The organism is Glaciecola sp. G7-5 (assembly GCF_055808975.1).
In genome coordinates, this window is sequence record NZ_CM147892.1 from 3,277,877 (window position 1) to 3,290,852 (window position 12,976).

Genomic DNA, 12,976 nt, shown 5'->3' on the forward strand with positions numbered 1-12,976 from the left:
CGATTTATTTTAAAAACTACTTAGAATACAATACAAACAATTACACAAATCAAGGCTAAAAGATGCAAAATAGCGTGATGAAAGCATGGTGGGACTCTTCTCACATGGCGGGTTCGAATGCCGCATATGTTGAAGAGTTATATGAAACATATCTTGAAAACCCTCTTGATGTTCCTGAAAATTGGAAAAAGGTGTTTGACGACCTCCCTAAAGTAGAGGGTGTGACGGTTGAAGCCAACCATACAGACATTCGCGAAGAGTTTAAAAAGATGGCAGCGCTTGGTCCTGCGGCACGCATGGGGGCGAGTGCTCCAGCGTCAGCAGGTACTCCCGGCGACGAAAAGCAAGTTAAGGTGTTGCAGTTAATTAATGCATACCGCTTTCGAGGCCATCAACATGCGAACCTCGATCCACTTGGTTTGTGGAAGCAGGAGCGAGTGCGAGATTTAGAGTTGTCGCACCATAATCTGTCTGAATCAGATTTTGATAGTATATTCAGCTTAGGCTCATATGCTGTTGGTAAAGATAAAATGCCATTGGGCGATTTATTCAAATCCCTAAACCGAACTTACGGTGGTTCAATCGGTTCTGAATATATGCATATTACCGATACCGAACAAAAACGCTGGATTCAACAATATCTTGAATCGGTTGAAGCAAAACCGACTTTCGATCGTGATGCAAAAATAAAAATTCTTAAAGGTCTAATTGCCGCTGATGGTATGGAAAAATACTTGGGCAATAAATTTACGGGCGCAAAACGCTTCAGCCTTGAAGGTGGGGATGCACTAGTACCCATGTTAAAAGGCCTTATTTCTGAAGCGGGAGCTGCCGGTGCAAAGGAAGTCGTACTTGGCATGGCGCACCGCGGCCGTTTAAATGTTCTGGTCAATGTATTGGGCAAAAATCCCTCAGTACTTTTTGATGAATTTGCAGGCAAACATGATGACTCACTCGGCGCCGGAGATGTAAAATACCACGCTGGTTTTTCTTCTGACTTTGCAACGCCAGGCGGCGATGTGCATTTAGCGTTAGCCTTTAACCCGTCACACTTGGAAATCGTAAATCCGGTAGTGATGGGGTCTGTGCGAGCACGTTTAGCTCGCAGAGCTTGTTATGACGGTTCGGCAGTGTTGCCAATCACCATACATGGCGATTCTGCTATTGCCGGGCAAGGTGTTGTTCAAGAAACCTTCAATATGTCGCAAACGCGAGGTTTTTCAGTAGGCGGTACGGTTCGCATAGTTATCAATAACCAAGTTGGCTTTACAACCTCAAAAACTGAAGATACGCGTTCTACCCAATATTGTACTGACATTGCAAAAATGGTTCAGGCACCTATTTTCCATGTCAATGCCGATGATCCCGAAGCCGTTTCTTTTGTAACGAAACTTGCCTTAGATTATAGAAATAAATTTAAACGTGACGTTGTTATTGATTTAGTCTGTTATCGCCGTCATGGTCACAATGAAGCTGATGAGCCTAACGCGACTCAGCCATTGATGTATCAAAAAATCAAAAAGCACCCGGTTCCACGCCAAATTTATGCCGATCAGTTGATTGCTGAGGGCACTATTGAAAAACATGAAGTTGATAAACTCATTGCTGAATACCGTGCTGCATTAGATCACGGTGCTTGCGTGGTTGAAGAGTGGCGACCAATGACTGAACATTCGGTGGATTGGACACCTTATTTAGGTCATGATTGGGACGTAAGCTATGACGGTAGCGTAAGCAAAGAGCGTTTAGTTGAATTAGGTAAATCAATTACCAGTTTCCCAGAGTCACATAAGTTACATTCACGTGTTAACAAGTTATACAGTGACCGAGTCGCGATGATAAACGGCGAAAAACAAATTGATTGGGGAATGGCAGAAAATCTTGCATATGCAACCATACTCGACAACGGTAATGATATTCGCTTTACGGGACAAGATTCTGGCCGTGGAACTTTCTTCCATCGCCATGCTGTTTTACATAGTCAAACCGATGCTGCGGATTATATTCCTTTGCAACACCTACATTCGAAACAAGGTAGCATTGAAATTTATGATTCAGTATTATCTGAAGCGGCTGTTATGGCGTTTGAATATGGATTTGCGACTGCAGAGCCGGGTACACTTACAATCTGGGAAGCTCAGTTTGGTGACTTTGCGAATGGGGCACAAGTGGTATTTGATCAGTTTCTAAGCTCTGGTGAAGCCAAGTGGGGACGTTTGTGCGGACTGACGGTATTGCTTCCTCACGGTTACGAAGGGCAGGGGCCTGAACATAGTTCTGCACGATTAGAGCGTTTCTTGCAGTTGTGTGCTGATCATAACTGGCAAGTATGTGTGCCTTCTACCCCAGCGCAAGTGTATAATATGCTTCGCAGGCAGTCAGTGCGCCCAATGCGCAAACCGTTAATTGTTATGTCTCCGAAATCACTACTACGCCATCCGCTTGCTGTATCGAGTTTAGATGAATTATCTGCTGGCGTATTTCATAATGTAATTGACGAAGTCGATGACATTGACGCAAGTAAAGTCGACCGAGTTATTATGTGTTCTGGTAAAGTATATTATGACTTATTAGATCAAAGACGTGAAAATGAGTTAAACAACGTCGCTATTGTTAGAATTGAACAACTATATCCTTTCCCAAGCCAAGAGTTTGAATTACTTGCTGAGAAGTATGCACATGTGAAGGACTGGGTATGGTGTCAAGAAGAACCACAAAATCAAGGAGCGTGGTATTGTAGTCAGCATCATTTCTGGCTAAACATACCGACTGGCGCAACACTCACTTATACTGGACGTGATGCTTCTGCTTCGCCTGCAGTTGGTTATATATCCGTTCACAATCAGCAGCAAAAAGCACTGGTTGAAGACGCACTTAAAATTAAATAAGGAACCTGAAATGGCACATGAAATAAAAGTTCCCGTATTACCTGAATCAGTAGCTGATGCAACAATTGCAACTTGGCATGTACGAGCTGGCGATACGGTAACGCGCGATCAAAACCTGGTAGACATTGAAACTGATAAAGTGGTTTTAGAAGTTGTTTCTCCGGCAGATGGCGTACTTGGCGAGATATTATACGCCGAAGGTGAGACCGTTTTAGGAGAGCAAGTTATTGGAAGTGTTTCTGAAGGTGCAGTATCAAACACTGGTAATAGCGCATCTTCATCATCCTCTGAGAAAGCAGAGAGTTCAGAAGCATCGAGCACTGAAGCATCAAGTTCAAAAGCATCTAGCGCCGGCGCCTCAGGTGGGAAATCACTCGACATAAATGTACCGGTATTACCTGAATCTGTGGCAGATGCAAGTATTGCAACATGGCATGTACAACCAGGTGAAACCGTCTCAAGAGACCAAAACCTAGTTGACATTGAAACCGATAAAGTCGTGTTAGAAGTGGTTGCGCCAGAAGACGGTTCAATTAGCGAAATTCTCGCGCAAGAAGGTGAAACGGTTACCGCTGAGCAACTTATTGCAAAATTTGTAGCGGGCGCAAGTTCAAGTGAGGCCCCAAGCACAACTGAAGAAAAGAGCGAGCAATCGCAAGAAGGCGATAACGATGCCCTAAGCCCTTCAGTTCGCCGTTTGTTAGCTGAAAAAGATATTGACCCAGCAAGTGTTAAAGGCACTGGCAAAGGCGGTCGTATAACTAAAGAAGATGTAGAGCAACACTTAAAAGCAGGGTCTTCGGCCAGCGCTTCTGCGCCAAAAGCCAGTGCATCTGCAGAACCTGTTGTTGCATCAGGGGAACGCATTGAAAAACGCGTACCAATGACACGTTTGCGTAAAACGATTGCAACACGTTTGTTAGAAGCGAAAAACTCAACCGCTATGTTGACAACGTTTAACGAAGTCAATATGAAGCCTATTATGGATTTGCGCAAGCAATATCAAGAGAGCTTTGAAAAACGTCACGGTATTCGTTTAGGCTTTATGTCATTTTATGTTAAGGCAGTAACTGAGGCATTAAAACGTTTCCCAGAAGTGAATGCATCACTTGACGGCGATGACATCGTTTATCATAACTACTTTGATATTTCGATAGCAGTTTCAACCCCACGAGGCCTTGTGACTCCTGTATTAAAAGATACGGATACTTTAGGCATGGCGGGTGTTGAGAAGGGCATTCGCGAGCTTGCACTTAAAGGACGTGACGGCAAACTATCATTAGCCGAAATGCAAGGCGGTAATTTTACAATTACCAATGGTGGTGTATTTGGTTCGTTGTTATCAACGCCAATCATCAACCCGCCACAAAGTGCCATACTTGGTATGCACAAAATACAAGACCGTCCAATGGCGGTAAACGGTAAAGTAGAGATTTTACCAATGATGTATTTAGCCTTGTCATATGACCATAGAATTATCGATGGAAAAGAGTCTGTTGGATTCTTGGTTACTGTAAAAGAAATGCTTGAAGATCCAACGCGTCTAATCTTAGATGTTTAAAATTGTTATACACACGTAAATCGAGAGATGGGAAGTTGTTTTTTTACTTCTTCCTAGCGCGACTTTCGTAGTATAGCCAGTAAAATCGCCGGAAAAGCTATCATTTGTATGATATACTCCGGCGCTGTTCTAACCGGGGTTGTACTTCGCCAAGGCGGTATGAGCATCCTCATTCAATCAACACAATCGGATAAATAACCATGAATTTGCATGAATATCAGGGTAAACAGTTATTCAAAGAGTACGGTTTACCCGTTTCTGATGGATACGCTGCTGATACACCACAAGCGGCTGTTGAAGCTGCTAGCGCCATAGGCGGCGACATGTGGGTAGTTAAGTGTCAGGTACACGCTGGCGGCCGCGGTAAAGCGGGCGGCGTAAAACTAGTTAAGACCAAAGAAGAAATAAGAGCATTCGCTGAACATTGGCTTGGCAAGAACTTGGTTACTTACCAAACAGATGAGAAAGGCCAGCCTGTTACTCGCATTTTGGTAGAATCTTGTACTGATATCGCACAAGAGCTTTACTTAGGTGCTGTTGTAGACCGTACTTCACGTAAAATCGTGTTTATGGCATCAACTGAAGGCGGCGTTGAAATAGAGACTGTCGCTGAAGAGACTCCTGAGTTAATCCTAAAAGCTGAGATTGATCCGCTTGTTGGTGCTCAACCTTACCAAGCACGCGAAATCGCGTTCAAACTTGGTTTGAAAGGTGTTCAAGTTAAACAGTTTACCCAAATATTTATCGGCCTTGCCAAAATGTTTGAAGACCTAGACTTAGCCCTTATCGAAATTAATCCATTAGTTATCAAAGAAGATGGTAACTTGCACTGCCTTGACGCTAAATTAGCGGTAGACAGCAACGCAATGTATCGTCAGCCCAAAATTCGTGAAATGCACGATCCTTCGCAAGAAGATGCTCGTGAAGCACAAGCGGCACAGTGGGAACTAAACTATGTTGCGCTAGACGGTAACATCGGTTGTATGGTTAACGGTGCAGGCCTTGCGATGGGAACAATGGATATTGTTAAATTACACGGCGGCAACCCAGCTAACTTCCTAGATGTTGGCGGCGGTGCAACGAAAGAACGTGTAACAGAAGCATTCAAAATCATTCTGTCTGACAGCAACGTGAAAGCAGTACTTGTTAATATTTTTGGTGGCATCGTTCGTTGTGACATGATTGCTGAAGGTATTATTGGTGCAGTTGAAGAAGTTGGTGTAAATGTACCTGTAGTTGTGAGACTAGAAGGTAACAACGCTGAATTAGGCACTAAGAAGTTAGAAGAGTGTGAGCTAAACATTATTGCTGCGGCTAGTTTGAGCGATGCAGCTCAAAAAGTAGTTGATGCAGCTGGAGGTGCACAGTGAGCGTCTTAATTAATAAAGATACGAAAGTTATTTGCCAAGGTTTTACGGGCGGACAAGGTACTTTCCATTCAGAGCAAGCAATTGAGTACGGTACGCAAATGGTTGGCGGTGTTACGCCAGGCAAAGGCGGCACAACTCACCTTGGTTTACCTGTTTTTGATACCGTAGCAGATGCTGTTAAAGAAACAGGCGCTACTGCGTCAGTTATTTATGTACCTGCACCATTTTGTAAAGATTCAATCATTGAAGCTGCAGATGCTGGTATTGAGCTGATTGTTTGTATTACTGAAGGTATTCCAACTATCGACATGCTTTACGTAAAAGAGTATATCTCTGGTAAAGGCGTGCGCATGATTGGTCCTAACTGCCCAGGTGTTATTACGCCAGATGAATGTAAAATTGGTATTATGCCGGGCCACATTCATAAAGCGGGTAAAGTAGGTATTGTTTCACGTTCAGGTACATTAACCTATGAAGCGGTAAAACAGACTACTGATGAAGGCTTTGGCCAATCTACTTGCGTAGGTATTGGTGGTGATCCTATCCCAGGTTCTAACTTTATCGATATTCTAGAATTGTTCGAAAAAGATCCTGCTACCGAAGCAATCGTTATGATTGGTGAGATTGGCGGTAATGCAGAAGAAGAAGCTGCTGCCTACATCAAAGATCACGTTACAAAACCTGTCGTATCTTACATTGCTGGTGTAACTGCACCTGCTGGTAAGCGTATGGGCCATGCTGGCGCTATCATTGCTGGTGGTAAAGGTACAGCTGACGAAAAATTCAAAGCATTAGAAGCGGCAGGTGTTAAAACTGTACGTTCATTAGCTGAGATTGGTAAAGGTTTGCGTGAAATTACCGGTTGGTAATTTTTAAGCTAAACAATTAAAAAATCCGCCTTAATTGGCGGATTTTTTTTCTTAAATTTATGAGCTTATTTAGCAGCGTCGTTAGGGTTTAATATTCGAACTTCGCGTTGAGGGAAGGGTATTTCAATACCATTTTCGCGTAAGGTTTCGAATATGATCAACATTAAATCACCGCCAACACGGTTTTTGCCATCGTCTACCCCAATCATCCAAAACTCTACGAACATATTAATACCTGAATCGCCAAAGCTTTCAATTTCACAATCTGGTCTTTCCTCATAGGGGATATCATCACCGCTAATTACTTGTGGATGTTCTGCTACTGCGACTTTAATTAGCTCTACCATCGCGCGTATGTCTGTTGCGTAGGGGACCGAAAAGTCTACTTTATAGCGCTGTTTAGGATCTTTATGAGACCAGTTAACCAACAAGTTTGAAATAAACATTTCGTTAGGCACTAGAATATCTTTACCGTCGTAGGTCTCAAGTACTGCATAGCGCATTCTAAATTCGCGTACAAAGCCGGTTTGGCCATTGTCTAGTTCAACATAATCGCCAATGGTTAGCGATTTGTCCAAAAGTATGATGATTCCCGAGATAAAATTTGAGGCAATCGATTGCAAGCCTAAGCCTATTCCCACACCTAAAGCTCCACCGAAAACGGCTAGTGTTGTTAGGTTTATTCCCATCACATTTAGCAGTAATAACACGATGATACAAAAAAGTGTCACTTCAAATAACTTACTAAACACTTCTTTTGTGGGCACATCTAAGGCGGCCTGCTTTTTAATGATAGCTTTGCCAAAACTATTTGAAACTCGGCCCAACCAAAAAAGCAAAAGCCCAAAGATAAGAACCCTTAGAACACCATAAGCAGAAACGTTTACATTACCCGCTTCAATTGAAATATCGTCTAATATCATGATGAGATCGTCAAGCAGGTCGACTACTTGCAGAAATAAAATGGGCAAGCCAATCCATTTGAATAAGCGTCCTGCAAAGGGGCTTGTTACAAAGGTGTTGATAGCAGAGTAGAAAAACAATAGTACCGCGACGGCTAATATAAAGCGGATAAACCAATAATCATATTCTAAATGTAAAATCACTTGATAGGCGATTTTTATAAGAAATAGACCCAATAAAGGGGCCAAAATAATACCAATGTTAAAGGCAAGTTTTCTTAAAGGATGTGAGTGCTCGTCGGGCGCATCACTTAACATCCGTATATTCTTTTTTATATAAATTGCAGCTATATAAGCAAAAGCATATAAGCTGACCACAACAAACAATTGAATATAGGTATCAGGCTCTTGCAAAATGCTGACTATTAGTTGTTGAAGATTATGGATAGTTTCAGATAAATGGTTCATGAGGTAACATGGGTACTTTTATTATAGATTTGTATATACGGTACTAGATATTTCAAGCAAGGCATACTTATTTTAGTGAATACTAAGTCTTTAGAGGAAAGTAAATGAAGCAAACACGTAAGCAGGTTGTCATCGCTGGCGGAGGAACAGCAGGCTGGATGGCTGCCAATTTGTTGGCGATTAAATGGCAACATTTACCCATCAACATTACCTTAGTTGAATCACCAAATATTGGCATTATAGGTGTTGGCGAGGGTTCTACACCAAGCTTAAAACGTTTTTTTGAAATCCTAAATATTCCTGAAGAAACATGGATGCCAAAGTGTAATGCCACTTTTAAACTAAGCATTAGCTTTGCTGATTGGAGTCCGCAGTCTGGCGTAAAGAGTTACTCCCATCCATTTACTAGCCAAGTTGATACTTTTACTTATAAAGCCTTCAATATGAATTGCCGTACTCGCCGTTTAGGTCTTGATACTCACACCACACCTGGGGATTTTTTCTTAAACTCTGTATTAAGTCATCAAGGCAAGCTTCCGCATACACCAGAACATTTCCCCTTTAAAGTAGAATATGGCTACCATTTTGATTCCCATTTATTAGGAGAGTTTTTAGCAGAAAATGCGAAAACACTTGGGGTACACCGAATTCAGCAAAAAATTGAAAAGGTCACTACCGGCGAAAACGGCAATATTGAAGCACTTACATTAAGTGACAATACCGTCTTAAAAGGTGATTTCTTTATTGACTGTACTGGTTTTTCAGCCTTGTTAATTGGTAAAACACTCAATAGCCCCTTTGAGTCTTTTAGTGATAACCTATTCAATGATGCCGCAGTGGTATTTCCTACAAGTCCTTTAGACCCATTACCGCGTGAGACCAAAGCAACAGCCTTATCATCAGGATGGGCTTGGCAAATTCCACTTCGCAGCAGAACAGGTAATGGCTACGTTTATGCTAGCAAGTATTTATCAGCACAAGATGCTGAGAATGAATTAAGAGCGCATTTAGGCTTAAAACAGGACATTCAGGCACGTCATCTTAAAATGAGGGTTGGACAGCGTACTGAACACTGGCGCAAAAATTGTTTGGCCTTAGGTTTATCGCAAGGTTTTATAGAGCCTTTAGAAGCCACAGCGCTACATTTGGTGCAATTAAGCTGTGAAATTTTCGCTGATACTTTATTAGACTCTGTTGATTCGATGCCGAAAGACTGCGGTTGGACGACGAAAGGGCAACGCGAATTTAACGTTGATATTCATAATCGTTTTGAACGCGTGAGGGACTATATTGTGGCTCATTACAAATTAAACACGCGCAGTGATAGTCAATATTGGATTGATAATCGCGAAAACGAAAACTTGTCAGACACCTTAGTTAAGGTATTGGGTGCATGGTATCAAGGTCAGGATATGGAATCGGTCATCAATACGCTTGGTTTGGGGGATCATTTTAATAGCAATTCTTGGAATGCATTACTCGCCGGCTATGGGACCTTTCCTCCTTTAGCAAAACAACAACCCGGTAAAGGGGACTTATATAAAGAACAAAATATCGGCAGTTTTTTATCAAGATGTGCGATGAACTTTCCCGCCAGTTAACAAATAATTAACATTTCTACTTAATTCTATTCATTCACTTTGTATGTTGAAAACGCTTACATTCCGCGTGAAATATGAATTCTGGCTAGTTAATAGCTATGAATACGTATGCATGTGGATGTTAAAAAGTGTTGAAAAATGTAACATCTAATTAGATGGTTGAAGCTGTATGAAAAATTGTTGTTAATTTAAAGCATCACGAACAAGGCAAGTCTGTTGCTAAACAATTGCAGTTACTCAAGCACATTATTACATTCTAATTATATGAGACACACACATATGAACAAATTTAAACCCAATCTAATTACTAGTGCTTTAATCGCTAGTGGTTTGTTACTCGGGAGCACGACGTTATATGCTCAAGAGGCCGAGCAAGAAACGAACGAAGATGAGGCGGTCGAGATCATTGAAGTACGTGGTTTTTCTACGAGCTTAATCAAGTCACTCAACGCTAAGCGATTTAGCGATACAGTAACCGAGCAATTGTCGGCAGATGATTTGGGTGGCCTTCCCGATGTATCGATTGCTGATGCATTAACGCGCTTGCCTGGTATTTCAGCGGTTCGTACAGGTGGTCAAGCGGCAGAAATCAATATTCGCGGATTATCTGGTGATTTCGTATTTTCCACCTTAAATGGCCGCGAACAAGTTTCTACTAGTGGTAGTCGGTCTATAGAATTTGATCAATACCCCTCAGAGCTTATTTCTGCAGGAGCAGTATACAAATCTCCAAAAGCATCACTTATTGAAGGAGGTGTTGCAGGTTCGGTTGAGTTAAAAACTGTCGACCCGCTTTCTAATGCTGAAACACATACTTTTAATATGAACGTACGCGGTATGTTTAATGACAGGGCTGGTGAGGTGTCTGATGCCGAAGAATTTGGTCACAGAATTAGCTTTGGCTACCAAGGCAAGTTTTTTGATGAAACCTTAGGCTTTGCCGCAGGCTACGCGCGCCTATTTCAACCAAGTGTGTCAACCCAGTTTATAGGCCTATCGGCTAACCGTGAGAAAGACGTCGACAACCTTGCAGGCGATACTGAAAACATCAATCCTAATATTCCTTTAGCCGGCCAGTGTGGTGGCTGTGAAAAGATTGGTGAAGGCTTTGAAATGCAACATAAAGGCGGTGCTGAAACTCGCGACGGCTATATGCTAGCGCTTGAGTGGGCGCCAGTTGATAACTTTAAAATGAAAGCCGACGCCTTTTATTCCAAGTTCGATTCAGAAGCCTTTGCTCGCGGCTTTCGCGTCAAACTTGAAGCGCCTAATGTAGCCGTAAGCAATCCGGTGATTGTAGATAATACAGTAATAGGTGGTAGCTTTAGTCGCTCAACGGGTGGCAATACACGTGTAGAATTAGTCAATGATGATAACCAAGAATACAGTGAAATTCTAAACCTTGGTATTGGCGGTGAATGGCAAATAAGCGACAACTGGTCAATGGCATTTGATATCTCTAACTCATCAGCTGAACGTGATTTCAGAAATGGCTTATTGTGGTCATTAGTTGCAGAAGACGCGAATGCTACCAATCCACAACTAGATGAAAATATTGCAATCACCTATCAATTAAATGGCTTGGATCTTCCCGATCTTGGTTTCACTCAACAAAATGCCTTTGCTGACATTAATAGAGTGATGGTATCGAAGTACGGTATTTATCCATTCCAAAACACTGATGATTTAGACGCTTATAGACTAGATTTTACCTATGAGCTTGAAGATAACGACTACGTACGCTCTATTGAGTTTGGCATGCGTCATTCAGATAGAAAATACACTAACGATCGCTCAGTATATGAGTATGGAAGTGATTCAAACTTCTCACTATCTCAACCGCCTTTGCGTTTAACTGAAGATTTCACTGAAGTGGTAAACTGGGAAGGTAACTTTGGTTACTTCCCAAGCTATTTATCTATCGACTTAGATAAAGCCCTCAACGCTTGGTTCCCTTCAGGTATCCCGCAGCCACAGCAAACGTTTGGTCCTGGTGCGGCGCACGTGTTAAATCATGCTAATGGTGCTCCTTTAGGATCTGATACCTCTTGGTCAGTAGAGCAAAGCGGTGAAGTGTACGAAACCGTGACCTCTGCTTACGTTATGGCTAACTTGAGTTTTGAAATGGCGGATATGCCTGTTACCGGTAACGTCGGTGTACGTATGGTTGACACCAAACAAGCTTCTACTTTTCTACAACCTGTTGATGGCGACTTAGAGTTAGGTGCTGAACTGATAAGAGATGAAGCAGGATTAGTCACAGACCGTTACAGACGAGATATTTTAGAAGATACTTATACGGATTATTTACCATCGCTGAATTTGAACTTCCAAATTACAGATAATTCATATGTGCGCTTTGCAGCAGCCAAAGTAATGGGTAGAGCACCTATTAATCAGTTGTTTGCCAATACAGGTACAAATATCTTTATCCCGCAAGTTGAACGTGATATCGACACCGGTGAAATAGTTATTGGCGGTGAAGCGAAAATATCTGGACAAGCCAACAACAACCCATATTTACGTCCGTTTTATGCGAATCAATATGATATTTCTTATGAAAAATACTTCACAGAAACTGACGGAAACTTGTCTATTGCCTTTTTCTACAAGGACATTCGCTCATTTGTAGATGAAACCGATATTGACCCATATGATTTCAATGCCAATGGTATTAACGCTCCTGAAACCGTGCAAGCCCCTGTTGTTGAAGACGCAGACAGTGATATAACTACGCCATCTACGCCTGTACTTGATGCAAGTGGCAACCCTGTATTTGTTACCTTACCTTTGGTGAACGGTAACTATAGAACTGCAGTAAATAATGCCGAAGGTGGTTATATTCGCGGATTAGAAGTGTCGTATACACAAATATTTAGTTTCTTACCAGATTTTTGGTCAGGACTGGGTACGACATTAAGCTATTCACGCACCGACACTGAAATTGTGCGAGTTGCCGATCCTAACCGTGGTGTTTATTCCTCAGACTTACAAGGCTTATCGCCAACGGTTATCTCTACAACTTTGTTCTGGGATAGCGGTGATGGCTTTGAGACTCGCATTAATGCGCGATATCGCGACCCCTTTGTATCTAAACAAGTGGCGGTCAATTCACAAGTGGTTAATTTTGATGCTGAACTCGTAGTCGATTTCCAAGCGTCATATGACATTAGTGATAATTTGGGAATATTGTTCCAAGCAAATAACATCACCGACGAGCCTACCAAAAGCTACTTCGGGACTGAAGCTAACACTGGCACCATACAGTACTTCGGTACCCAGTACTACTTAGGGGTGACGTATTCATTATGAACACC

At 42.1% G+C, this 12,976-nt stretch carries 7 protein-coding genes; 6 read left to right on the forward strand and 1 reads right to left on the reverse strand.

Translation table 11 applies throughout. The annotated features are described in order from the left end of the window. The first annotated feature begins 62 nt into the window (after window positions 1-62). From AC0L6H_RS14405 to sucD, 4 genes are all read left to right on the forward strand, one after another. Window positions 63-2,888 carry a 2-oxoglutarate dehydrogenase E1 component gene (locus tag AC0L6H_RS14405; RefSeq protein WP_473389781.1) on the forward strand — a complete coding sequence of 942 codons (2,826 nt, stop codon included), beginning with the start codon at window positions 63-65 and terminating at the stop codon, window positions 2,886-2,888. Between the two features lie 10 nt (window positions 2,889-2,898). Continuing rightward, a complete protein-coding gene (odhB, locus tag AC0L6H_RS14410) occupies window positions 2,899-4,449 on the forward strand; it encodes a 2-oxoglutarate dehydrogenase complex dihydrolipoyllysine-residue succinyltransferase (RefSeq protein WP_473389782.1) in 1,551 nt (516 codons plus the stop codon). A 200-nt stretch (window positions 4,450-4,649) separates the two neighbouring features. Continuing rightward, window positions 4,650-5,819, forward strand: a complete 1,170-nt coding sequence (gene sucC, locus AC0L6H_RS14415) for an ADP-forming succinate--CoA ligase subunit beta (protein WP_473389783.1) — start codon at window positions 4,650-4,652, stop codon at window positions 5,817-5,819. Continuing rightward, a complete protein-coding gene (gene sucD / locus AC0L6H_RS14420; RefSeq protein ID WP_473389785.1) occupies window positions 5,816-6,688 on the forward strand; it encodes a succinate--CoA ligase subunit alpha in 873 nt (290 codons plus the stop codon). Before sucC ends, sucD begins: the two co-directional genes overlap by 4 nt. Before the next feature lie 65 nt (window positions 6,689-6,753). Here the strand turns inward: sucD and AC0L6H_RS14425 are convergent, their stop codons facing one another. Beyond that, window positions 6,754-8,058 carry a mechanosensitive ion channel family protein gene (locus tag AC0L6H_RS14425; RefSeq protein ID WP_473389786.1) on the reverse strand — a complete coding sequence of 435 codons (1,305 nt, stop codon included), beginning with the start codon at window positions 8,056-8,058 and terminating at the stop codon, window positions 6,754-6,756. A gap of 104 nt (window positions 8,059-8,162) precedes the next feature. Here AC0L6H_RS14425 and AC0L6H_RS14430 point away from each other — a divergent pair, with 104 nt between their 5' ends. Both AC0L6H_RS14430 and AC0L6H_RS14435 read left to right on the forward strand, forming a co-directional pair. Then, on the forward strand, window positions 8,163-9,659 hold the full coding sequence (locus AC0L6H_RS14430; protein ID WP_473389787.1) for a tryptophan halogenase family protein: 1,497 nt from the start codon (window positions 8,163-8,165) through the stop codon (window positions 9,657-9,659). A 279-nt stretch (window positions 9,660-9,938) separates the two neighbouring features. Next, entirely contained in the window at window positions 9,939-12,971 is a 3,033-nt protein-coding gene (locus tag AC0L6H_RS14435; RefSeq protein ID WP_473389789.1) for a TonB-dependent receptor, read from the forward strand. The last annotated feature ends 5 nt before the right edge of the window (window positions 12,972-12,976 follow it).

Coding starts and splice junctions, on each gene's coding strand:
- AC0L6H_RS14405 (WP_473389781.1), top strand. CDS start 63: ATGCAAAATAGCGTGATGAAAGCATGGTGGGACTCTTCTCACATGGCG.
- odhB (WP_473389782.1), top strand. CDS start 2,899: ATGGCACATGAAATAAAAGTTCCCGTATTACCTGAATCAGTAGCTGAT.
- sucC (WP_473389783.1), top strand. CDS start 4,650: ATGAATTTGCATGAATATCAGGGTAAACAGTTATTCAAAGAGTACGGT.
- AC0L6H_RS14425 (WP_473389786.1), bottom strand. CDS start 8,058: ATGAACCATTTATCTGAAACTATCCATAATCTTCAACAACTAATAGTC.
- AC0L6H_RS14430 (WP_473389787.1), top strand. CDS start 8,163: ATGAAGCAAACACGTAAGCAGGTTGTCATCGCTGGCGGAGGAACAGCA.
- AC0L6H_RS14435 (WP_473389789.1), top strand. CDS start 9,939: ATGAACAAATTTAAACCCAATCTAATTACTAGTGCTTTAATCGCTAGT.